Here is a 21,519-nt window from a genome sequence, read left to right as displayed (position 1 = left end):
GCCAACACACACTGTAGGGATAGACTCATCAGATCTGCAACCCACTCCCCCTATCGAGTGGACCGAACACACACCCACGGGCAGACTGTGGGCGGAACCTCCAGGAGGCCTCTGCCTTGGCACTTCGAACCGTCATCACCGAGCGGCAACGCCGACTCGGTTCAGAACTCCGAAAGTTGCGCGAGCAGGCTGGCTTGTCCATCAACGAGGCAAGTTCACGGGTCGGCATGGGCGCCACACATCTGAGCCATGCAGAGGCCGCCCGCACCGCAATCGCGCTCGATCGGCTACGCGCCTTGATGCGGGTCTGCGGGGTCAGAGATGAGCCCTACGCCGACGCCCTTGTCAGTCTCTCGGAGGACAAGGGCAAGGGCTGGTGGAGCGACTACAGGGGCGGCCTCTCGTCAGCCGCGTTGGACTTGGCCGAACTCGAATCCCGGGCCAGCAGCATCCGTTCTTACGAGTCACTGTTCATCCCGGGCATCCTCCAACTCGAGGACTACACACGCGCCATCTTCCGAGCCAACGACACTGTCACCACTCCGGAAGGCATCGACGAAGCGGTCAACTTCAGGCTGAGGCGCCAAAAGATCCTCACGAGCGATGAGCCGCCGGAGGTCCACGCCGTGATTCACGAGGCTGCACTACACATGCGATTCGGCGGCGCAGCAGTAGCTCGCAAGCAGCTCCTGCGCCTCGTAGAGCTGGCTGAGCTACCGCACGTGAGGATCCAGGTCCTACCCTTCACAGCAGAGGGGGTGTCCGCCGTGAACACCCCGTTCTGTCTCCTCGCCTCACACAGGGGAGCGCTTGAGACCGTGCAGATGGATCATGCGGACCAGTCCATGTTTCTGCATACCCCAGATTCAATCGCCCAGTACCAGAAACAGTTCGACCAGCTCTGCTCGATCGCTCTTCCTCCGGTGAACGCCGAGGTCACGTCCCTCAACCACGAGGGCCGGGATTCACTGGGACTGATCCAATACGTCCTCTACAGCCACTATTAGGAATCGCGATCATGCCCATACACAACTGGCGCAAGTCTTCCTTCAGCACCTCCGGGGCCAACTGCGTGGAGCTCGCCGCCGTAGACCACGGCATACACATGCGGGAGAGCGACGAGCCCGACACCGTACTCCGTACCACCCCCGCCACCCTCCGCTCCTTCATACGGGCCGTGAAGGCGGGCGGGCTCGACCGGACATACAACTGAGCGGGAGGGGGCACGGCTGCCGCGCCCCCTCCCGCTCAGGAAAGCCAACCGTCCGCGTTACTGCGGCTTGAAGGACCGGATCTGGTAGCCGCCCTGAAGGTTGCCGCCCGTGCCGGCCGACGTGGACCCTACGCGCGAGTGGTAGTTGGTCTGGGTGTAGTACTGCTTCCGCTGCCCCGTGCCGTTCCATACCGAGCGGACGTTCTGGCCGTTACGGATGAAGGAACAGTCGTCGGCGGTGTTCGCCTTGCTGGACTGCGACCACTGGCATCGGGTGCCGCCGCCGTCCCAGCCGCTGTAGATGCAGAAGTACCCGGCGGAGCAGTTGTAGGCCGCCGGGCGGGCGGGCGCCGTGGGGGCCGCGGTCGCGGAGGGCGTGGCGCCGAGGGCCGCGAGCACGGCGGCCGAGGCGATGGCGAATGAGCGAGCACGAAGCATGACAAGGGCTCCTTCCATACGCGGGTGCCGCGGCCGGGCACACCGAGCACCCGGCGCGGAGCACATGACTCACCGCAGTGTGCTCGCGCGGCCCAGGTGCTCTGCCGGAGTCCCGGTGGAGTATTGCCGGAGGGTCAGCGGGCCACGTCCATGCGCTGCGTGCCGATGACCGACAGCAGCCGCAGCGCCTCCTCGGAGGGCGAGCCGAGGGCGGGGGTGTAGATGACGACCTGCTGGTCCCGGTCGGTGATGTCGAGGACGTCGCAGTTGACGCTGACCGAGCCGACCAGCGGGTGGTGGAAGGTCTTGCACAGCGTGGGCTCCGCGCACACGTCGTGGGACGCCCACATCCGGGCGAATTCCTCGCTTCCGGCGAGGAGTTCGGCCACCAGCTCGGTCACCTCGGGGTCGCCCGGGTAGCGGGCGGCGGTGGCGCGCAGCCGCTGGGCGGAGTTGCGGGCGAACGCGTCCGCGTCGGACACCCCGTACAGCCGCCGCCCCTCCCGGTGCGGCCCGAGGAAGACGCGGCGCACGAGGTTGCGGTCGCGCCGCGGCAGGGCGGAGAAGTCCTCCATGAGGGCGGCGGCCAGCGCGTTCCAGGCGATGACCTCGTACGTCGCGGACATCACGATCGCCGCGGCCTGCGGCAACCGGTCCAGCAGGTCGACGATGGACTGCCGCACCTCGCGCGAGGGTCCGGGCGGCGGGCCCGGGGGAGCACCGGCCAGGTAGTGGAGGTGGTCGCGCTCGGCGTCCGTGAGGCGCAGGGCGCGGGCCAATCCGGCCAGCACCTCGCGGGACGGGCGCGGGGCGCGGGCCTGCTCCAGCCGCGTGTAGTACTCGGTGGAGATGAACGCCAGCTGCGCCACCTCCTCGCGGCGCAGCCCCGGGGTGCGGCGCCGGGGCCCGGCGGGCAGCCCCACGTCGGCAGGGGTGATCCGCTCGCGCCTGCTGCGCAGGAAGCCCGCCAGTTCCCGTCTGTCCACGCCCCCCAGTGTGCGCGGGCGCCACGGCCGCAGCCAGGTACCGTCGGTGCCTGGCTGGGCGTCGACCCCGGGCACAGGCTCGAAGCCATGGACAACACACCGAACACCCACGTCCCCGCCCCCGCCACACCCCTGGGCCTGCTGTCCGGCAAGGCCGTCCTCGTCACCGGCGCCGGGCGCGGCATCGGCGCCGCCGCGGCGCGGCTGTTCGCCCGCGAGGGCGCCCGAGTGCTGCTCGCCTCCCGTACGGAGGCCCAGCTCAAGGCCGTGACCGAGGAGATACGGGCGGCAGGAGGTACCGCGGACCACGTGGTGTGCGACCTGGCCGACGCGACCAGTGTCCGGGCCGCCGTCGAGCGGGCCGTGGAGCTGTACGGCCGCCTCGACGCCGCCTTCAACAACGGCGCGACGGCCGTGCCGCCGGGCCCGCTCGACCAGGTCGGCGAGGCCGACTTCGACCACATCTACGCCGTAAACCTCAAGGGCGTCTGGCTGGCCATGGCCGCCGAGGTCGCGGCCATCCGGGCCACCGCCGGGACGGGCGCCATCGTCAACACCTCCAGCATCGGCAGTCTGAGGGGCAACCCCCAACTGCCCGCGTACGGCGCGATGAAGCGGGCGGTCAACAGCCTCACCGAGTCGGCCGCCGTCACGTACGGCCCGGAAGGCATCCGCGTCAATGCCATCGCCCCCGGCACCACGCTCACCGAGATGCTCCACGACTGGGAGGCGGCGTCCCCCGGCGTCATCGCGCAGCTCAACTCCCGGACCCCGCTGCGCCGCGCCGCCGACCCGGCCGAAATCGCCGAGGCCGCCACCTGGCTGCTCAGCGACCGCGCCTCCTACGTGACTGGCGCGGTCCTGCCGGTCGACGGCGGTGCGCTGGCCCAGCCCGCCACCATCGCCGCCGCCGAAGGGCTTGGCAATAGAACATCCGTACGCCCAGACTGGCCGCATGCGCCGTCTCGTTGTGATCGATGCCCCGTCCAACCTCGGCCTCAGGCCGCCCGCCGAAGGCACCGTGCCCGGGTGCTACAAGCTCGCGGGCGCGCTCCGCGAGCAGCGGCTGCCGCAGCGGCTCGGGGCGCACGAGGGCGGGGTGGTCGTGCCGCCCCGCTACGACCGGGGCGGGTGGCGGGAGGGCGACGGCGTGTTCAACGCCGGGGCCATCGCCGCGTACACCCGCAAGCTCGCCGACCGCATCGAGCACCACGTCCGGGCCGGGAACTTCCCCGTGGTCCTGGGCGGGGACTGTTCCATCCAGCTCGGCGCCTCGCTCGCGCTGCGGCGCATCGGGCGGTACGGGCTCGCCGCCATCGACGCCTCCGCGGACTTCCGGCACCCCGGGAACTCCGAGCGGGTCGGCGCCGCGGGCGGCGAGGAGCTGGCGCTGGCGACCGGCCGCGGGCAGGCGGACCTGACGGACCTGGAAGGGCTGCGGCCGTATCTCAAGGACGAGGACATACGGATCCTCGGCATCCGCGACTACGACGAGGACCGGGGCGAGCTCTCCGAGCTGAAGATCATGAACGCGTCGGTCGGGGAGATCAGGGAATCGGGCCCGGAGGATCTGGCGCGCGAGGTTCTGCGCTCCCTCGAAGCGCCCGTGACCGAGGGGTTCTGGGTGCATCTGGACGCGGATGTGCTGGACCCCTCCGTCATGCCCGCCGTCGACAGCCCCGACCCCGACGGGCTGCTGCCCGACGAACTCGCCGCCGTACTGCGCACCTTGGTGCGGTCGGAGCGCTGCGTCGGCCTCAACGTCACCATCTACGACCCCGATCTCGACCCCGACGGCTCCTGCGCCGTTCTCCTGGCCGACCTTCTCCACACGGCGTTCACCTCGCCCTGAGCCGGTCACGGGCCTTGCCACGGCCGTGGGCCTTGCCCGGCCGTAGTAGCAGCGCTGTCAGCAGGGCCGTCAGGGCCAGGGTGGCCGCCGCCACGAGGGTGACCACCGTGAAGCCCCGGTCGTACGCGTCGCGGGCCGCCGCGCGCAGCAGGTCGGCGGCGGCCGGGGCGAGGTGGTCGGCGGCGGTGTCGGCCGCGCCGATGGACTCGCGCGCGGCGGCGTGTTCGGCGGGCGGCACGCCGGGGACGGAGGAGGGCAGCGCCGTGCGGTAGGTGGCGGCCAGGACGGTGCCGAGGGCGGCGACGCCGAGGCCCGCGCCGAGTTCGAAGGAAGTTTCCTGGATCGCGGCCGCTTCTCCGGCGCGATCCGGGTCCGCCGAGGACATGATGGAGTCCGCGCCGAGGGTCATCACGACTCCCGCGCCGAGGCCCGAGGCGAGCAGGGCGGCAAACGTCACCCCGTGGTGCGCGGGGCCGCCGCCCGCGTACAGGAGGAGCAGCGCGCCGGAGAAGAGCGCGAGCGCCCCGGTCAGGGCCCGGCGGTTGCCCCAGCGGCGCGCCACTGACGGGGCGGCGACGGCGCCCACCGCGTTGGCCACGGCCAGGGGCAGCAGCGGGAGCCCGGCGCGGAGCGGGGACGCGCCGCCCACGAGCTGGAACCACTGGGTGAGGAAGAAGAGCAGAGCCGTATAGCCGCCGAAGCAGCCCACGACGCACACCGTGGCCGCGGTGAAGCGGCGGTCGGCGAACAGCGAGAAGTCCAGCAGCGGCTGCGCCGGCCGGCGCTGCCGCCGTACGAAGAGGAACAGCAGCGCCAGGCCCGCCGCGCCCGCGAGGGCGGGTCCCGGCTCGGGGCGCAGCTCCGCCCCGGTCTGCTTGAGGGCGTAGACGACGCCCGCCAGCCCCGCCGCGGAGAGCACGACGCCCGCCAGGTCCCAGGAGCGGGGCGCGGGGTTGCGCGATTCGGGGATCAGCCGGGCCCCGGCGACCAGCATCACCACGATGACCGGCACATTGACCAGGAAGACCGAGCCCCACCACCACCGCCCGAGCAGGGCCCCGCCCACCAGCGGGCCGATCGCCGCGCCCGCGCTGTGGGCGGCGGTCCAGACGCCGAGGGCCAGGGCGCGCTCGCGCGCGTCGGGGAAGACGACGCGAATGATCGCGACGGTCGAGGCCATGATCATGGCGGTGCCCGCGCCGAGCAGCGCCCGGGCGAGGATCAGCTGCCCGGTGGTCTGGGCGAACGCGGCGCCTGCCGAGGCGAGGCCGAACAGCGCGAAGCCGGCCAGCACCAGTCGTCTGCGGCCGATGCGGTCGCCCAGCGTCCCGCAGGTCACCAGCAGCGCGGCGACGGTGAGGGAGTAGACGTCCACGATCCACAGCAGCCCCACGCCGCTGGGGTGCAGCTCCCGGGTCAGGCTCGGGGTCGCCGCGTGCATGACGGTCAGATCGATCCCGGCCAGCAGCAGGCTCGCGCTCAGGACCGCCAGCACGGCCCACCGCCGCGGCGACGCCGGGGCCTCGGCGGAGGGGCCGTTGGGGGGCTTGCCGGGGGTCCGGGCGGGGCGGGGCGTGCGAAGGCTCATGTCGGCACTGTCATCGGGCGGTTCCCGGCCCACAAGTACGGTCTTTTTTGTGCCGTAGTACCACTCTGGATACCTTTGCTGGATGCGCGGCAGCGTGGATGACACCCAAGATCAGTGCGCGGTCGAGATCGCGATGGAAATCCTCGGCGGCCGGTGGAAACTGGCGATCGTCAAGCAGCTCCTCACCGGCACCCACCGGTTCGGGGAACTCCGGCGCGCCCTGCCCGGCGTCACCCAGCGGATGCTGACCCGGCAACTGCGCGAGCTGGAAGCGGACGGGCTCATCGTGCGAACGGTCTATCCGGAGGTGCCGCCGAAGGTCGAATACGCGCTCACCGAAACGGGCCGCAGCCTGGAGCGCATCACGGATCTGCTCGACGCGTGGGGGCGCTGGTATCGGGACGCACGGCCGCGCGGCGAACAAGCCTGAATGAGCCGGTCGCGCAACAACCCGCCGTCCAAACGCCGTTGATATCCATCTGGTAGCGGCGCGGTCACGCGACGGAGCCGCAACGGAGCCGCAATTGAATCAGCGCGGCCGCAATGTGATCCGCGGCGCTCCGCCCTTTCCACGCTTCTGGATCGGCCACGGCCGCGAGCGCTCCATGCCGTCGCCGGACGGAATCGATCTCGTGGGATGCCCGCCGGCCCCGCGCCGGACTATTGCGCGAGCCCGCGCGGGGAGCGATCGATTTCGTGCGCCGGACCTTCCGCCGGACCTTCCGCCGGGCCTTCCGCCGGGCCTTCCGCCGGACCCTCCGGGCCTATCCGAGTGCGAGACCGGTCGCCGAGCGGCACGATTTTCGACTTCCTGATCGAACACATCCGCCAGGGCGGCCGGGAAGAGACGGCCGGGGAGGGGTGATCGGAATGCCGGCGGCCGGCCCGGCGCGATGAATGCGCGTACATCGTGAAGGTCCTGCTCGCCGCCCGGAAAGGCGCCCGCCCGGTACCCGCACGCCATCGGAAACTCCGGAGGTACGCGCCCCCGGGGCGCCGCTTTACCCGGGATCCGGTCCGTCGGGCCATCTCGGAAGGGGCCCGGGCACTCGGCCGGATCGGTCCTATCGGGCCGGGAATGCTGCCCTATCCGGCAGCCGTCCTGAACCAGGGGCCGTACGCTCCTGATCGGCGCCCCAGCCGATGCCCCAGCCAGGTCCCCCAGCCGGCGCTCCCAGGAGGGCCCTGACGGCCCGCTGACGGCCCGCTGACGGTCTCGGGGCCCAACCCCACCCAAAGGGGCTGCCCCGGGCCGTTCTCACGGTCCGGGGCAGCCCCTGTGCGCTCTGGGCGGGAGGTCACGCCTCCTTGCTGAGGTTCGGGCCCGCGCCGCCTGCCGCGGACTCGATCGGCGGGGTGTCGGGCAGGGCCGACTTCTCCTCGCCGCGGAAGGTGAACTTCTTCTCCTCACCCTCGCCCTCGGTGTCCACGACCACGATGTGACCGGGGCGCAGCTCGCCGAAGAGGATCTTCTCCGACAGCACGTCCTCGATCTCGCGCTGGATGGTCCGACGCAGCGGCCGGGCGCCCAGCACGGGGTCGTAGCCCTTCTTGGCCAGCAGCTTCTTGGAGTCGCCACTGAGCTCGATGCCCATGTCGCGGTCCTTGAGCCGCTCGTCCACCTTGTCGATCATGAGGTCGACGATCTGGATGATGTCTTCCTCGCTGAGCTGGTGGAAGACGACCGTGTCGTCGACGCGGTTGAGGAACTCGGGCCGGAAGTGCTGCTTGAGCTCCTCGTTGACCTTCGCCTTCATCCGCTCGTAGCCGGTCTTCACATCGCCCTGGGCGGCGAAGCCCAGGTTGAAGCCCTTGGAGATGTCCCGGGTGCCGAGGTTGGTGGTCATGATGATGACCGTGTTCTTGAAGTCCACGACCCGGCCCTGGGAGTCGGTCAGGCGACCGTCCTCCAGGATCTGGAGCAGCGAGTTGAAGATGTCCGGGTGGGCCTTCTCGACCTCGTCGAAGAGGACCACGGAGAACGGCTTGCGGCGCACCTTCTCGGTGAGCTGGCCGCCCTCCTCGTAGCCCACGTATCCGGGCGGGGAGCCGAAGAGCCGCGAGACGGTGTGCTTCTCGCTGAACTCCGACATGTCGAGCGAGATCATCGCGTCCTCGTCGCCGAACAGGAATTCGGCGAGGGTCTTGCTGAGCTCGGTCTTACCGACACCGGACGGGCCCGCGAAGATGAACGATCCACCGGGGCGCTTCGGGTCCTTCAGACCCGCACGCGTGCGCCGGATGGCCTGCGAGAGCGCCTTGATGGCGTCCTTCTGGCCGATGACGCGCTTGTGCAGCTCGTCCTCCATGCGCAGCAGCCGGGAGGACTCCTCCTCGGTGAGCTTGAAGACCGGGATGCCCGTGGCCGTGGCCAGGACCTCGGCGATCAGCTCCTCGTCCACCTCGGCGACGACGTCCATGTCGCCGGCCTTCCACTCCTTCTCGCGCTTCGCCTTGGCGGCCAGGAGCTGCTTCTCCTTGTCGCGCAGGCCCGCGGCCATCTCGAAGTCCTGCGAGTCGATCGCGGACTCCTTCTCCCGGCGCACATCGGCGATCTTCTCGTCGAATTCGCGCAGGTCCGGCGGTGCGGTCATGCGGCGGATGCGCATCCGGGAGCCGGCCTCGTCGATCAGGTCGATCGCCTTGTCCGGGAGGAAGCGGTCCGAGATGTAGCGGTCGGCCAGGGTGGCGGCCGCGACCAGGGCGGAGTCCGTGATGGAGACGCGGTGGTGCGCCTCGTAGCGGTCCCGCAGGCCCTTGAGGATCTCGATGGTGTGCGGCAGCGAGGGCTCGGCGACCTGGATGGGCTGGAAGCGGCGCTCCAGGGCCGCGTCCTTCTCCAGGTACTTGCGGTACTCGTCGAGCGTGGTCGCGCCGATGGTCTGGAGCTCGCCTCGCGCCAGCATGGGCTTGAGGATGCTCGCCGCGTCGATCGCGCCCTCGGCGGCGCCCGCACCCACCAGGGTGTGGAGCTCGTCGATGAACAGGATGATGTCGCCGCGGGTGCGGATCTCCTTGAGGACCTTCTTCAGGCGCTCCTCGAAGTCACCGCGGTAGCGGGAGCCGGCGACCAGGGCGCCCAGGTCCAGGGTGTAGAGGTGCTTGTCCTTGAGGGTCTCGGGCACCTCGCCCTTGACGATGGCCTGCGCCAGGCCCTCGACGACCGCCGTCTTGCCGACGCCGGGCTCGCCGATGAGGACCGGGTTGTTCTTGGTGCGGCGCGAGAGCACCTGCATGACCCGCTCGATCTCCTTCTCGCGCCCGATGACCGGGTCGAGCTTGGATTCGCGGGCGGCCTGGGTGAGGTTGCGGCCGAACTGGTCCAGGACGAGGGAGGTGGAGGGGGTGCCCTCCGCCGGGCCGCCGGCCGTGGCGGCCTCCTTGCCCGAGTACCCGGAGAGCAGCTGGATGACCTGCTGCCGGACCCGGTTCAGGTCGGCGCCCAGCTTCACCAGGACCTGGGCGGCGACGCCCTCGCCCTCGCGGATCAGGCCGAGCAGGATGTGCTCCGTGCCGATGTAGTTGTGGCCGAGCTGGAGGGCCTCGCGGAGCGACAGCTCCAGGACCTTCTTGGCACGGGGGGTGAAGGGGATGTGCCCGGACGGGGCCTGCTGGCCCTGGCCGATGATCTCCTCCACCTGCTGGCGGACCGCCTCGAGCGAAATCCCGAGGCTCTCCAGGGCCTTAGCGGCGACACCCTCACCCTCGTGGATCAGGCCCAGGAGGATGTGCTCGGTGCCGATGTAGTTGTGGTTGAGCATCCGGGCTTCTTCCTGAGCCAGGACGACAACCCGCCGCGCGCGGTCGGTGAACCTCTCGAACATCGTTAATCGCTCCTCAGAGCGGTCAGGCAGTAAGGGGGCGCTCCCCTCTCTGTCCTTCCGCAGCTTAGTCCCGCAAGCGGGGACCGCTCATTCCAACTGCCGACGCCCATCCGGATCACCCCGCTCTCGCGAGGAAGGCAGCACACGCTCCCTTTCCCCGAACAGCCGACAACAGCTCCAACCCGATGGTGCGAGACGATGTTCCCGCAGGCCAGGCATCTACGCCCGCCGCCACTACGCCCGTGGCGAACGCGACCGCCTCCCGGCCCAGGGACCGCCCCTCCCACTAGGCATCTCTTACCCGCATGGGCTGACACTCCATGCGGCGCGGGCCGGTTCCCTCCGCTACGGGCGAACAACCTTGCGCCCGTTCACCACTCCTGTAAGCCCCTTGGCGGATACGGGGCGCGTACGCGTCGCGACATTGCGCGATCTGCGGCACGGAGCTCTCGAAGGACCTCTCGGAGCACATGGCTCTCGAAGGACGTGATTTTCGGAGCACGTGACTTTCGGAGAGGGACGGAGTTACTCCGGGCATGCCCCTCACGACTCCGGGCCTCGCTCAGTGGTACGAGAACGAGCTGGAATGGCCGACGACCGGCAGCAATCCCGTCGAACTGCTCACGGGGGTGCGCTTCGACGTTCTGGAGCTGCCGGCCGACGCCGGTTTCGCCTTGCTGCGGCGCGTACCGCGGACCGGTCCGGTCGCGGTAGAGGGCCCCAGGATGCGGCTATGGGTGGCCGCGGGCGGCGCAGACGAGCTGCCGGGGCTGCTCGACTGGCTGGAATGGGGCGATGTCCCCCTCGATCTGACCGCCATCGGTGCAGGCGGCCGGATCACCGCGCCGTGCCCCTCCTCCCGGCCGCTGGGGACGGCACGTGGAGAGCAGGGCCCGCAGGAGGCCGCCGTGTGGCTGCGACCTCCCGAGCCGGGGGGCGGGGTGGAGCCGATGCTGCCGGTGGCAGGGTTCGGGGGCGATGGGGACGCCCCCGATCTCGTACGGCTCGTGGGTGCGGCGGCCACGGAGTGCCACCGTGCCCGGTTGCTGCGCGCTCGGCCACTGCCGGGACAGCGGGGAGCCCGGCCGACCGGAGAAGGTGACGCAATCAGGCGTTGGCCTTCTCGTATGCCTCGCGCACAGTCGCCGGGACACGCCCGCGGTCGTTGACCTCGTAGCCGTTCTCCTTGGCCCAGGCGCGAATCTTCGCGGTGTCCTGGCCGGCACCGGCCGCCGCCGGGCGTGCCTTGCCGCGGGTGGCGGCAGCGCGGCCACCGGTGCGACGGCCGCCCTTGGTGAAGGGCTCCAGGGCGTCACGGAGCTTGTCCGCGTTGTCCGTGGTGAGGTCGATCTCGTAGCTCTTGCCGTCCAGCGCGAACGTCACAGTCTCGTCCGCCTCGCCGCCGTCGATGTCGTCGACAAGAAGGACCTGAACCTTCTGTGCCATGAGGTTCCTTTCTTCAGAAACCGGGAGCTCGGGCCGCAGCGTTAGGCGCTGATGTCCCCACCCCCAGGTAATTACACTACGGGAGAATAGGAAACCGCTTTTCCCGGAAAAACACAAACCCCCCGGGAAGGTTCGGTCGATGGACCACAGGGGAACGCTCTGTTCCGGAGCCATGCGATAGGGGAGCGATTCGGACATAGGGCCCGCGATCACAGTTGCAGAAGCATCCGGCTGTTGCCAAGGGTGTTCGGCTTCACCCGTTCGAGCCCCAGGAACTCCGCGACGCCCTCGTCATAGGAACGCAGCAGCTCACTGTAGACATCACCGTCGACCGGCGTCTCGCCGATCTCCACGAAGCCGTGCTTGGTGAAGAAGTCGACTTCGAAGGTGAGGCAGAAAATGCGCCGTACGCCGAGCCAGCGCGCCGTATGCAACAGCTTGTCGAGCACCAGGTGGCCTACACCACCACCCTTCACGGCGGGATCCACCGCGAGAGTGCGAACCTCCGCCAGGTCTTCCCACATGACATGCAGTGCGCCGCAGCCAATGACCTCCGCGTCGCCGTCCCGCTCCGCCACCCAGAACTCCTGGATGTCCTCGTAAAGCGTCACCGTCGCTTTGTCGAGGAGGATGCGATCAGCCACGTAGACGTTGATGAGGCGACGGAGGGCCGGCACATCACTGGTCCGGGCACGGCGGACGGTGACTGCTTTAGATTGAGCCAAGGACATGCTCGGACGCTATCGCCGGTCTCATCGCCCGGACTCACCGGGGCTCTCACGGGGCTCTCCGAGTTGTACGACGCGCATCGCATCCCGCAGCGCATCTCGCTGCTCTTCGGACATCATCCCGAAGAACGCTACGAGCGCGGCGGCCGGGTTGTCACTGGCGGACCATGCCTCGTTCATCAGTGCGGCCGAGTAGGCGGCGCGCGTGGAGACCGCGGCATATCGATAGGCGCGCCCTTGCACCTCGCGGCGCAGCCAGCCCTTCTGATGGAGGTTGTCCATTACGGTCATGACCGTCGTGTAGGCGATCGAGCGTTCCTGTTGAAGGTCTTCCAGGACTTCCCGGACCGTGACCGGGCGGTTCCACTTCCACACCCGCGTCATGACCGCGTCTTCAAGGTCTCCCAATGGCCGAGGCACACGTGAATAATAGTGGGAGATGTCGCGAATGTCGGGATCATGCGCGCAAAAAAAGGGGCGCACATCCCGGGACGATGTCATCCCGGGACGTACGGCCCCATCGGTTCCGGGCGGGTCAGGAAGCGCTGGGCCGCGCCTGCTGCTCGGCCTCGGCGCGGGCGAGCGCCGCGTCCACCGCGGCGTCCTCCTTGGCCTTGTTGGCACCGCCCTGGCTCTTCACGATCGTCCTGATCAGCGCGGTGAAGGCCACGGCCATCACCACGGGCGGGACCAGCGCGGAGACGTAATCCATGGCTGTCGCTCCTCCAGACTCGAGGCCCCCAGATTACGGGGTGCGCCCGCCCGGCCTCAGGCCGGGACCCGCCCGAGCCGGGAGTCGCGGTCGGGCGGCGCGGCCGGGCGGCGGCGCTTGGGCGGGAAGACCTCCGCCGGTGTGGGCACCGGCCGGCCCGGACGCGGCGCCTTGTGGCCCGGCTCGGCGCGCTTCGGTTCGCCACGTGTCGGTTCGCCACGCGTCGGTTCGCCACGCGTCGGCTCGGCGCGCCCGGGCTCGCCCTTCTTGGGCTCCTCCCGCTTGGGCTCGCCCTTTTCGGGCTCTTCTTTTTTGGGCTCGCCCTGGGCCGGGCCGCCCCGCTTGGGTTCCTCGCGGGCCCCGCGCTCGGGGGCGGACGGCTTCTTGCGCGGCTCCCGCGCGGGCTCGCCGCTCTTCTGCACCGCCCGGACGCCGCCCGCGGGGGCCCCGCCGGGCAGCACCCTCAGACGGACCGCCGCGGACCGGCCGTCACGGGGCCACAGGGCCCCCGCCGCGCGCTCCGCGAGCCGGGCCCGCACCCCTCGCTCGGCGAGCCGCTCGCAGTGGCGCAGCAGGGCGCGACGGCGCTCGGCCTCGCCGGTCCCGGCCGCGGACCGGCACAGCGCGCGCAGCGCGGCCAGGTCCTCGGGAAGCGGCTCGTAGCCGGCCGCCAGGACGCCCTCGAGCTGGTCGAGGTAGCCGACGGCGGCGCCTGGGAGGGCGGCGCGGTAGCGGGCGAGCTCGTCGAGCAGAAAGGCTCGCAGCCGCCCGCCCTCGCGGACCGCTTCGTCCACGGCCTCGGCGAGGCGGAGGCAGTCCTGGACCTCCTCCGTCCGGTCCGGGCCCCCATGGCCGGGGGAGAGGGTGACGGGATGGGGTTGGAGGGCGATGGCGAGGGCGCGTCGGAGCACACGCAGCTCATCCGCACTGAACGCCATTCCGCCGCGGGATCCATATGGCGTGGGCATGGGCCGACTTTAAGTGCTAAGCGGACAAAATTCGCTGAGCGCGGGGCGGTGCGGCGCGTTGCGGAAACATACGGATGATGTGACGGATGACGCGGAAGGCGCGCGGTGCCGCGGTGGGCGCGGAACGTGCGGGGCGGGTGTGAAAGGCCCGGTGAACGCCGGCGCCCCCGGCCTCGGCCGCTCGGTGTGCGAGCGGGCCGACGGCCGGGGGCGCCGGGGTGGGTGACTCGGGGCGGGTGAGCCGGGGTGCGCGGGCCGGGGTCAGACGCGGGCCGCTCGGCGGCGGCGGGTCACCACCACCGCGGCGCCGCCCAGCGCGAGCGCCACCGCGGCGCCGCCCGCCATCAGGCCGATGCCGCCCGCGCCGGTCAGGGCCATCGTGCCGCCCTTGGAACCGTCGTCGGAGGAGCCGCCGCCCGTGGCGGAGTCGCCGGAGCCGGACGTCCCGCCCTTCTGGGAGCCGGAGGCCGAGCCGTCACCGGAGCCGCCGTCGGTCGAGCCGGCCGTGCCGTCACCGCCCGTGGAGGAGGACTCGTCCGAGCCGCCGGACGCGCCCTTGAAGGTGATCTTCGCGGTGTCGTTGGCCGAATTCGGGTCGTTGGTGCTGAAGCCCGCCGGGCCGGGGACCAGCTTGACGGTGCCGGTGGCGTTCTTGTCGGCGCCCTTGGCGATCTTCACGCCGAGGCCGTACATCTGGCCCTCGCCGGGCAGCTCGGTCGAGGCCTCGGGGCACAGATAGCGGCTGTGGCCCGGCTCGAACTTCTTGGTCTCGGTCTCGCTCACATACGTCAGGCACTCGCCGGTGGTGTCCTGATCCGGCTCCTCGTCGATGTGGTTGGTGAGCCCGGTGACGCCCTTGGGCAGCGTGATGTCGGCGTACAGAAGCGGCTGCCGGTCCTTGCGGTACGCGGCCGCCGGGCCGCCGTTGGTCAGCCCGAACCGCAGCCCGCCCGTGGTGCCGTCGGCCTGAGGGGTGATGGCGCCGCCCACGGCGCGGAAGTCGGCGTGGTTGTCGGTACGGAGGGAGACGCTGCTCTCGCCGCCGGTCTCGAAATCACCGCCCGAGGCGGCCGTGAAGGCGATCGGGGACCCGGTGCCGGGGGTGCCGTTCGGGTTCGCCTCGCTGCCCGCCGGGACGGCCTCGACCGCGTAGTCGATCCAGGGGGCCAGGGCGGCCTTGGTCACCTTGACGGTCAGCGGGGTGTCGAGCTTCGCGGACTGACCCGGTTCGATCGCGGTGTCGATGGAGCAGTAGACGCGCGCGGAGTCGTCCCATTCGGAGTCGAAACTACAGTTCTTCGGCTTGGTCGTGAATTCGATGCCCGGGACACTGCCGATTTCGATGTTGACGCGCTCGGCGGGCAGATCCCCGGTGTTCCGCACCGTCAGGGGCAGGTCCACCGTGGAGCCGGTCCTGAGGCCGTCGCGGTCCGGCAGTTTGCCCACGACCAGTTGGGGCGAGCCGACCACGACCTTGGAGGAGCCCTTGTCCCCGGTCGCGCCGTCGGCCGTCACCTCGTAGCTGATGGTGCCGGAGGCGCCGGGCTCGGCGTCGGAGTCGGCGGTGAGCGTGAACGGCTCCCAGGGGCCGTGGAGGTTGCCGTTGTCGAGGCAGGTGACGACCGCGCCGGAGGCGGTGCACTGCTCGTTTTTCGCCTTGATGGTCGCGACGCCTTCGAGGCCGCTGGCGTCGATGACCATCTTGGCGTTCTCGGGCAGGGGGAATTCGGCCCCGCCGTCAGCGAACGAATAACCCACACTCGGGGCGACGGCCTCCTGGCCGGCGGCCGCCGACGGCAGGGCGATCTGCCGGGGCGCGGTGATTTTGGCCCAGGGCTGGGTCGGCTCGTCCTCCGCGTAGGCGGAGGGCGCGCCGACGGCCGTCCCGAGCGCGATCACCGCTCCGACGGCCGCCACATGAATCGTTTTCCCCTTATGCCACATGCGTCCCATGCCCATCTCACGACGACCCGACTACGTTCGCCCGCAAGACCGTTCCGCCGACCGGATGGTTGCCCTCCGGTGAACGGAAAGTTGTGAGCAGGGGTGGGGAGGGTGAGACGGGACCGGGGCGGGTCAGCCTCGCGCGACGTTGCGCTCGTACACCAGGCGCAGGCCGATCAGGGTCAGCCACGGCTCGTGCTCGTCGATGACCGAGGACTCGCCCAGCACCATGGGGGCCAGGCCCCCGGTGGCGATGACCGTCACATCCTCCGGGTCGTCGGCCAGTTCGCGCGCCATCCGCCGGACCACGCCGTCGACCTGGCCCGCGAACCCGTACAGAATGCCGGCCTGCATCGCCTCGACGGTGTTCTTGCCGATGACGCTGCGCGGCCGGGCCAGCTCGATCTTGCGCAGCTGCGCGCCGCGCACCCCGAGCGCCTCGACCGAGATCTCGATGCCGGGCGCGATCACCCCGCCCACGTACTCGCCGCGCGCGCTGACCGCGTCGAAGGTCGTCGCCGTGCCGAAGTCGACGACCACGCACGGGCCCTCGTAGAGCTCGACGGCCGCCAGGGCGTTGATGATCCGGTCGGCGCCGACCTCCTTCGGGTTGTCCATCAGGATCGGCACCCCGGTCTTCACCCCGGGCTCGACCAGGACGGAGGGCACGTCCCCGTAGTAGCGGCGGGTCACCTCGCGCAGCTCGTGCAGCACCGAGGGGACGGTGGAGCAGATGGAGATGCCCTCGATGCCGTCGCCCAGCTCCTCGCCGAGGAGGGGGTGCATGCCCATCAGGCCCTGGAGGATGACGGCCAGCTCGTCGGCGGTGCGGCGGGCGTCCGTGGAGATCCGCCAGTGCTCGACGATCTCGTCGCCGTCGAACAGGCCCAGCACGGTGTGGGTGTTCCCCACGTCGATGGTCAGCAGCATCGTCAGTTCGCCTCGGCCTCGCGCAGGTCCAGGCCGATGTCGAGGATCGGGGAGGAGTGGGTGAGCGCGCCGACGGCGAGGTAGTCGACGCCCGTCTCGCCGTACTCCCGCGCGCCTGCGAGGGTGAGGCGGCCCGAGGACTCCAGGGCGGCGCGGCCCGCGACCAGCTCGACCGCCTGCCGGGTCTGCTCCGGGGTGAAGTTGTCGAGCAGGATCAGATCCGCGCCCGCGTCGAGCACCGGCGGGATCTGGTCGAGGGTGTCGACCTCCACCTCCACGGCCACGTCCGGGAACTCGGCGCGCACGGCCTTGAACGCCTCGGCCACCCCGCCCGCCGCGATCACGTGGTTGTCCTTGACCAGGGCCGCGTCCGACAGCGACATGCGGTGGTTGACGCCACCGCCGCAGCGCACCGCGTACTTCTCCAGCACGCGCAGCCCCGGGGTGGTCTTGCGGGTGTCGCGGACCTTCGCCTTGGTGCCCTCCAGGGCGTCGGCCCAGGCGCGGGTGGCGGTGGCGATGCCGGACAGCCGGCACATCAGGTTGAGCGCGCTGCGCTCGGCGGTGAGCAGATCGCGGGTGCGGGTGCGGACGGTGAGCAGCTTCTGGCCGGCGGCGACCGGGTCGCCGTCCTCGACATGCCGCTCGACCTCGAACGCGTCGGTGCAGACGATGGACAGCACCGCCTCGGCGACGCGCAGCCCGGCGACGACGCCCGCCTCGCGGGCGGTGAAGTCGCCGGTGGCCATGGCGTCCTCGGGGATGGTGGCCACGGTCGTCACATCCACGCCGTGGTCGAGGTCCTCCTCGATCGCCAGGTGCGCGATGTCCTCGACCTTGACGGGGTCGAGCCCGGCGTCGGCCAGGAGCTGGGCGAGGTCGGGGTCCAGGCCGCACTCCATCGGGTCGAGGTCGTACGCCTCGTCGTCGGCGCCGCAGCCGCAGGCGTCACCGCAGCCGGGGCCCCCGCCGGGGAGGCCGATCTGAAGCAGCGGGAGTTCCACGGGCTGGGGGCGGTCGTCGGGGGTGCTGCTCACGGGTGGGACTCCGTATCCGTTCGGGGGGTGGTGAGTGGGGGGAACGCCCCGGTCGCGGGGGACTCCCCGGTCTTCGGGGACACCCCCGTCGCCGGGAACGCCTCCGAGTCCGTCGTACGGACGTCCAGCGTGTCGTCGGGGCGCAGGGTGACCAGGAGGTGGCGGTGCCAGGCCCGGTCGTCCCGGTCGGGGCGGTCCTCGCGCCAGTGGCAGCCGCGGGTCTCCTCGCGGCGGAGGGCGGCGGCCACCAGGACGCGGGCGACGAGGAGGAGGTTGGTCGCCTCCCAGGTGTCGACCCCGGGCTCGGCCGTCTTGCCGTCGCGGCCGAGCGCTTCGGTGGCCTCGCCGTGGACCTGCTCCAGCCGGGCTGCGGCCTGGGCCAGGCTCTCGGCGGACCGGATCACTCCGGCCCCCTCGGTCATGATCCGCTGGATGGTGAAGCGGGCCTCGGGCGGCAGCAGCGGCCCCTCGCCGGGGGCCACCCGCGGGGCGGGGGCCTGGTGCGCCTGCGGGGCCGGGGCGGAGGTGATGTCCTCGGCGATGCGCTCCGCGAAGACCAGGCCCTCCAGGAGGGAGTTGGAGGCCAGCCGGTTGGCGCCGTGGACCCCGGTGCAGGCGACCTCGCCGCAGGCGTAGAGCCCGGGGACGGTGGTGCGGCCGCGCAGGTCGGTGCGTACGCCGCCGCTCGCGTAGTGGGCGGCGGGCGCCACCGGGACGGGCTCGGTGACCGGGTCGATGCCATGGGCGCGGCAGGCGGCGAGGATGGTCGGGAAGCGGTGCTCCCACATCCGCTCGCCGAAGTGGCGCGCGTCCAGATACATGTGCTCGGCGCCCTGCTCGAGCATCCGCCGCAGGATGCCCTTGGCGACGATGTCGCGGGGCGCGAGCTCGGCCAGCTCGTGCTGCCCCTGCATGAAGCGGACGCCGTCGGCGTCGACGAGATACGCGCCCTCGCCCCGCACCGCCTCCGAGACCAGCGGCTGCTGCCCCTCCGCCTCCGGGCCGAGCCACAGCACGGTGGGGTGGAACTGCACGAACTCCAGGTCGGAGACCTCCGCCCCGGCGCGCAGCGCGAGGGCCACGCCGTCGCCGGTGGAGACGGCGGGGTTGGTGGTGGCGGAGAACACCTGGCCCATGCCGCCGGTCGCGAGGACCACCGCGCCCGCGCGGACCGCGCCGACGCCGTCCCGCCGGCCCGCGCCCATGACGTGCAGGGTGACGCCCGCCGCGCGGCCGGACGCGTCCTTGAGGAGGTCGAGCACCAGCGCGTTCTCAACGGTCTCGATGCCGGCCGCGCGCACCGCCTCGACCAGCGTCCGGGAGATCTCCGCGCCGGTCGCGTCGCCGCCGGCGTGTGCGATGCGGCGGCGGTGGTGGCCGCCCTCGCGGGTCAGCAGGATCTCGCCGGTGTCGTCGTCGGCGTCGAACCGGGCGCCGGTGCCGATCAGTCGGCGTACGGCGCCGGGGCCCTCGGTGACCAGGGCGCGCACGGCCTCCTCGTCGCAGAGCCCGGCGCCGGCGACCAGGGTGTCGTCGAGGTGCTGCTCGGGGGTGTCGCCCTCGCCGAGGGCGGCCGCTATGCCGCCCTGGGCCCAGCGCGTGGAGCCGTCGTCGAGGCGGGCCTTGGTGACGACCGTGACCTTCGCCCCGGCGGCGGCGCAGCGCAGCGCGACGGTCAGGCCGGCGACGCCCGAGCCGACGACCACGACGTCGGCCTCGATGGCCCAGCCGGGGGCCGGGGCGCGCAGCGCCGCGCCGGCGGGCGCCGGCTTCTTCTCTTCGGTCATCACGCGGCTCCGAACCACAGACGGACGTTGTCTATCAGGCGCGTGGTACCGACCTTGGCGGCGACGGCGAGGACGGCCTCGCCGGTGTGGTCGTCGGCGACCTCGGTGAAGTCCGAGGGGTCGACGAGCGCCAGATAGTCGAGGGCGAGGGGTGGTTCGAGGGCGGCCGCCTCGTCGAGCGCCGCGCGCGCGGCCGTCCGGACCGCCTGAGGGGAGGCGACGAGGGGGAGCCCGCCGGGGCTGCCGGGGTTCTCGGAGCCGCCGGGGTTCCCTGAGCCGCCGGGGCCGCTGTGCTCCGGCGCCGCCTGCCGCCCCGCGTCGCGGCCCGCGTCCCGGCCCGCGAACAGCGCGCGGGACAGGGTCAGGGCGGTGCTCCGCTCCGGCGCCGACAAGTAGCGGTTACGGCTGGAGAGCGCGAGGCCGTCGGCCTCCCTGACCGTCGGAGCGCCGACGATCTCGACGGGGAAGTCCAGGTCGAGCGCCATGCGGCGGATCACGGCCAGCTGCTGGGCGTCCTTCTCGCCGAAGAACGCGAAGTCGGGGCGGGTGAGGTGGAGCAGCTTGGCCACGACGGTGAGCACCCCGTCGAAGTGCCCGGGGCGCGAGGCGCCCTCGTACCCCTCCCCCATGGGCCCGGCGGCCATCCGCACCGAGGGCTCGCCGCTCCCGTACACCTCGCCGACCGGCGGGGCGAAGACGATGTCCGCGCCCGCGGCGGCCGCGACCTCGAGGTCGGCGTCGAGTGTGCGCGGATAGCGCTCCAGGTCCTCGCCCGCACCGAACTGAAGGGGGTTCACGAAGACGGTGACCGTCACCAGGCCCTTGGCGCCGACCCGGGCGCGGGCCGCGCGTATGAGGGAGGCGTGGCCGTCGTGGAGCGCGCCCATGGTCATGACGACGGCGACGCGCCCCGGCGCGGCGAACTGCGCCAGGGCGGCGTCGAAGTCGGCGCGGCTGGTGAACAGCTCCACATCGGGCTCGCCGGGCCCGGCCTTGCGCCACAGCTTCGGGCTCATGCTCCCGCCCCTCCCCTGCCGGGGACGTCGGAGACGTCCGACAGGACGCCCAGCAGGTCCTCGGCGAGCTCGGGCTTGAGCAGCCCGTGGGCGAGCGCCCGGTCGGCGGTCGCACGGGCCATCGCGAGATAGCCGGGCACGGCCTGGGGGGCGTGCCGGTGCAGCTCGGCGACATGGGCGGCGACGGTCCCGGCGTCACCGCGCGCGACCGGGCCGGTCAGCGCGGCGTCGCCGCTGCGCAGGGCGTTGTCCAGGGCGGCGCCCAGCAGGGGGCCGAGCATCCGGTCGGGGGTGCCGACCCCGGCGGCGCGCAGCAGGTCCATGGCCTGGGCGACCAGGGTGACCAGGTGGTTGGCGCCGATGGCGAGGGCGGCGTGGTAGAGCGGCCGGGCGTCCTCCGCGATCCACTCGGGCTCGCCGCCCATCTCGATGACCAGCGCCTCGGCCGCCATCCGCAGCTCCTCGGGCGCGGTGACCCCGAAGGAGCAGCCCGCGATCCGCTGGACGTCGACAGGGGTGCCGGTGAAGGTCATGACGGGGTGCAGCGCGAGCGGCAGCGCCCCGGCGCGCAGGGCGGGGTCCAGCACATCCGTGCCGTACCGCCCGGAGGTGTGGACGAGCAGCTGCCCGGGGCGCACCGCGCCGGTCTCGGCGAGGCCGGCGACCAGGTCGGGCAGCGCGTCGTCCGGGACGGTCAACAGCACCAGCTCGGACCGCGCCAGCACTTCGGCGGGCGGGACGATCGGGACCTCGGGGAGCAGGGCGGCGGCCCGGCGCACCGAGGCGTCGGAGACGCCGGAAGCGGCGACGGGGCGGTGCCCGGCGAGCCGCAGCGAGGCGGCGAGGGCGGGGCCGACGCGACCGGCGCCGACGACCCCTACGGTGAGCCGGGCCGGGCGGTCCTGCGGCTCGGGAAGTGGATGTGCGTTCACTCGACGACGGCCTTCCGTTCCAGTCCTCAGGGGGTACCGGACGATTCCCCGCCATGCTACGCGAGTACCAGGGGATGATCCGGACCTGTCCCCAGGGCTGTGGAAAACCCTGTGGCCC

20 protein-coding genes and 1 pseudogene are annotated in these 21,519 nt (G+C 71.7%); 6 read left to right on the top strand and 15 right to left on the bottom strand.

Annotated features, from left to right (window positions below):
- Positions 1-116: 116 nt before the first annotated feature.
- Both ABTY62_RS26755 and ABTY62_RS26750 read left to right on the top strand, forming a co-directional pair.
- Complete coding sequence (locus ABTY62_RS26755) at positions 117-1,007, top strand: helix-turn-helix domain-containing protein (RefSeq protein WP_352131957.1); 891 nt, start codon at positions 117-119, stop codon at positions 1,005-1,007.
- An 11-nt stretch (positions 1,008-1,018) separates the two neighbouring features.
- Complete coding sequence (locus tag ABTY62_RS26750; protein ID WP_352131956.1) at positions 1,019-1,213, top strand: DUF397 domain-containing protein; 195 nt, start codon at positions 1,019-1,021, stop codon at positions 1,211-1,213.
- 57 nt (positions 1,214-1,270) lie between these two features.
- Here the strand turns inward: ABTY62_RS26750 and ABTY62_RS26745 are convergent, their stop codons facing one another.
- Together ABTY62_RS26745 and ABTY62_RS26740 are read right to left on the bottom strand one after the other, a co-directional pair.
- A complete protein-coding gene (locus tag ABTY62_RS26745; protein ID WP_352131955.1) occupies positions 1,271-1,651 on the bottom strand; it encodes a peptidase inhibitor family I36 protein in 381 nt (126 codons plus the stop codon).
- A gap of 134 nt (positions 1,652-1,785) precedes the next feature.
- Positions 1,786-2,637, bottom strand: a complete 852-nt coding sequence (locus ABTY62_RS26740) for a helix-turn-helix transcriptional regulator (protein WP_352131975.1) — start codon at positions 2,635-2,637, stop codon at positions 1,786-1,788.
- 87 nt (positions 2,638-2,724) lie between these two features.
- On the opposite strand from ABTY62_RS26740, the pseudogene ABTY62_RS26735 reads away from it, so the two are divergent.
- Together ABTY62_RS26735 and ABTY62_RS26730 are read left to right on the top strand one after the other, a co-directional pair.
- Positions 2,725-3,525, top strand: a pseudogene (locus tag ABTY62_RS26735) (SDR family NAD(P)-dependent oxidoreductase); the annotation flags it as partial.
- A gap of 67 nt (positions 3,526-3,592) precedes the next feature.
- Positions 3,593-4,489, top strand: a complete 897-nt coding sequence (locus tag ABTY62_RS26730; protein ID WP_352131954.1) for an arginase family protein — start codon at positions 3,593-3,595, stop codon at positions 4,487-4,489.
- Here the strand turns inward: ABTY62_RS26730 and ABTY62_RS26725 are convergent.
- Positions 4,476-6,077 carry an MFS transporter gene (locus ABTY62_RS26725; protein ID WP_352131953.1) on the bottom strand — a complete coding sequence of 534 codons (1,602 nt, stop codon included), beginning with the start codon at positions 6,075-6,077 and terminating at the stop codon, positions 4,476-4,478. The two genes, ABTY62_RS26730 and ABTY62_RS26725, sit on opposite strands and share 14 nt — an antisense overlap.
- An 82-nt stretch (positions 6,078-6,159) precedes the next feature.
- Between ABTY62_RS26725 and ABTY62_RS26720 the strand changes: the two genes are divergently transcribed.
- Complete coding sequence (locus tag ABTY62_RS26720; protein ID WP_311727177.1) at positions 6,160-6,507, top strand: winged helix-turn-helix transcriptional regulator; 348 nt, start codon at positions 6,160-6,162, stop codon at positions 6,505-6,507.
- 868 nt (positions 6,508-7,375) lie between these two features.
- On the opposite strand, the gene ABTY62_RS26715 is transcribed toward ABTY62_RS26720, so the two are convergent.
- Entirely contained in the window at positions 7,376-9,901 is a 2,526-nt protein-coding gene (locus ABTY62_RS26715; RefSeq protein WP_311727176.1) for an ATP-dependent Clp protease ATP-binding subunit, read from the bottom strand.
- A gap of 536 nt (positions 9,902-10,437) precedes the next feature.
- Here ABTY62_RS26715 and ABTY62_RS26710 point away from each other — a divergent pair.
- Positions 10,438-11,070: an SCO3374 family protein gene (locus ABTY62_RS26710; RefSeq protein WP_352131952.1), complete on the top strand. Its 633-nt coding sequence runs from the start codon at positions 10,438-10,440 to the stop codon at positions 11,068-11,070.
- Here the strand turns inward: ABTY62_RS26710 and ABTY62_RS26705 are convergent.
- The 11 genes from ABTY62_RS26705 to ABTY62_RS26655 all read right to left on the bottom strand — a co-directional run bounded on the left by ABTY62_RS26705 (position 11,009) and on the right by ABTY62_RS26655 (position 21,401).
- Complete coding sequence (locus ABTY62_RS26705; RefSeq protein ID WP_311727174.1) at positions 11,009-11,347, bottom strand: histone-like nucleoid-structuring protein Lsr2; 339 nt, start codon at positions 11,345-11,347, stop codon at positions 11,009-11,011. The genes ABTY62_RS26710 and ABTY62_RS26705 overlap by 62 nt on opposite strands.
- 209 nt (positions 11,348-11,556) lie before the next feature.
- Positions 11,557-12,078, bottom strand: coding sequence for an amino-acid N-acetyltransferase (locus ABTY62_RS26700; protein ID WP_352131951.1), 522 nt, complete (start codon positions 12,076-12,078; stop codon positions 11,557-11,559).
- A 21-nt stretch (positions 12,079-12,099) separates the two neighbouring features.
- Complete coding sequence (locus tag ABTY62_RS26695) at positions 12,100-12,495, bottom strand: BlaI/MecI/CopY family transcriptional regulator (RefSeq protein WP_352131974.1); 396 nt, start codon at positions 12,493-12,495, stop codon at positions 12,100-12,102.
- A gap of 115 nt (positions 12,496-12,610) precedes the next feature.
- A complete protein-coding gene (locus tag ABTY62_RS26690) occupies positions 12,611-12,787 on the bottom strand; it encodes a hypothetical protein (protein WP_311727170.1) in 177 nt (58 codons plus the stop codon).
- 56 nt (positions 12,788-12,843) lie between these two features.
- Entirely contained in the window at positions 12,844-13,755 is a 912-nt protein-coding gene (locus tag ABTY62_RS26685; RefSeq protein ID WP_352131950.1) for a hypothetical protein, read from the bottom strand.
- 261 nt (positions 13,756-14,016) lie between these two features.
- Positions 14,017-15,672, bottom strand: a complete 1,656-nt coding sequence (locus ABTY62_RS26680) for a COG1361 family protein (protein WP_352131949.1) — start codon at positions 15,670-15,672, stop codon at positions 14,017-14,019.
- A 159-nt stretch (positions 15,673-15,831) separates the two neighbouring features.
- A complete protein-coding gene (locus ABTY62_RS26675) occupies positions 15,832-16,629 on the bottom strand; it encodes a type III pantothenate kinase (RefSeq protein ID WP_311727167.1) in 798 nt (265 codons plus the stop codon).
- A gap of 2 nt (positions 16,630-16,631) precedes the next feature.
- Complete coding sequence (gene nadC / locus ABTY62_RS26670) at positions 16,632-17,666, bottom strand: carboxylating nicotinate-nucleotide diphosphorylase (protein ID WP_352131948.1); 1,035 nt, start codon at positions 17,664-17,666, stop codon at positions 16,632-16,634.
- Positions 17,663-19,453: an L-aspartate oxidase gene (locus tag ABTY62_RS26665; RefSeq protein WP_352131947.1), complete on the bottom strand. Its 1,791-nt coding sequence runs from the start codon at positions 19,451-19,453 to the stop codon at positions 17,663-17,665. Before ABTY62_RS26665 ends, nadC begins: the two co-directional genes overlap by 4 nt.
- The gene (gene panC, locus ABTY62_RS26660) at positions 19,453-20,469 is read right to left on the bottom strand and encodes a pantoate--beta-alanine ligase (protein ID WP_352131946.1); all 1,017 of its coding nucleotides are present in this window, start codon (positions 20,467-20,469) and stop codon (positions 19,453-19,455) included. Before panC ends, ABTY62_RS26665 begins: the two co-directional genes overlap by 1 nt.
- Positions 20,466-21,401, bottom strand: coding sequence for a Rossmann-like and DUF2520 domain-containing protein (locus ABTY62_RS26655; protein ID WP_352131945.1), 936 nt, complete (start codon positions 21,399-21,401; stop codon positions 20,466-20,468). The genes panC and ABTY62_RS26655 overlap by 4 nt, the downstream gene beginning before the upstream one ends.
- Positions 21,402-21,519: the final 118 nt, after the last annotated feature.

Source organism: Streptomyces sp. NPDC097640, assembly GCF_040302705.1.
GTDB lineage: Bacteria > Actinomycetota > Actinomycetes > Streptomycetales > Streptomycetaceae > Streptomyces.
Note: the sequence above shows the minus strand (reverse complement) of the source record. Positions and strands in the feature narration are given on the sequence as shown.

Bases quoted from the DNA above. Each gene is read 5' to 3' on its own strand.
- ABTY62_RS26725 (WP_352131953.1), bottom strand. From the start codon at position 6,077: ATGAGCCTTCGCACGCCCCGCCCCGCCCGGACCCCCGGCAAGCCCCCC.
- ABTY62_RS26715 (WP_311727176.1), bottom strand. From the start codon at position 9,901: ATGTTCGAGAGGTTCACCGACCGCGCGCGGCGGGTTGTCGTCCTGGCT.
- ABTY62_RS26690 (WP_311727170.1), bottom strand. From the start codon at position 12,787: ATGGATTACGTCTCCGCGCTGGTCCCGCCCGTGGTGATGGCCGTGGCC.
- ABTY62_RS26705 (WP_311727174.1), bottom strand. From the start codon at position 11,347: ATGGCACAGAAGGTTCAGGTCCTTCTTGTCGACGACATCGACGGCGGC.
- ABTY62_RS26745 (WP_352131955.1), bottom strand. From the start codon at position 1,651: ATGCTTCGTGCTCGCTCATTCGCCATCGCCTCGGCCGCCGTGCTCGCG.
- ABTY62_RS26675 (WP_311727167.1), bottom strand. From the start codon at position 16,629: ATGCTGCTGACCATCGACGTGGGGAACACCCACACCGTGCTGGGCCTG.
- ABTY62_RS26685 (WP_352131950.1), bottom strand. From the start codon at position 13,755: ATGCCCACGCCATATGGATCCCGCGGCGGAATGGCGTTCAGTGCGGAT.
- panC (WP_352131946.1), bottom strand. From the start codon at position 20,469: ATGAGCCCGAAGCTGTGGCGCAAGGCCGGGCCCGGCGAGCCCGATGTG.
- ABTY62_RS26720 (WP_311727177.1), top strand. From the start codon at position 6,160: ATGCGCGGCAGCGTGGATGACACCCAAGATCAGTGCGCGGTCGAGATC.
- ABTY62_RS26710 (WP_352131952.1), top strand. From the start codon at position 10,438: ATGCCCCTCACGACTCCGGGCCTCGCTCAGTGGTACGAGAACGAGCTG.
- ABTY62_RS26700 (WP_352131951.1), bottom strand. From the start codon at position 12,078: ATGTCCTTGGCTCAATCTAAAGCAGTCACCGTCCGCCGTGCCCGGACC.
- ABTY62_RS26730 (WP_352131954.1), top strand. From the start codon at position 3,593: ATGCGCCGTCTCGTTGTGATCGATGCCCCGTCCAACCTCGGCCTCAGG.
- ABTY62_RS26665 (WP_352131947.1), bottom strand. From the start codon at position 19,453: ATGACCGAAGAGAAGAAGCCGGCGCCCGCCGGCGCGGCGCTGCGCGCC.
- ABTY62_RS26750 (WP_352131956.1), top strand. From the start codon at position 1,019: ATGCCCATACACAACTGGCGCAAGTCTTCCTTCAGCACCTCCGGGGCC.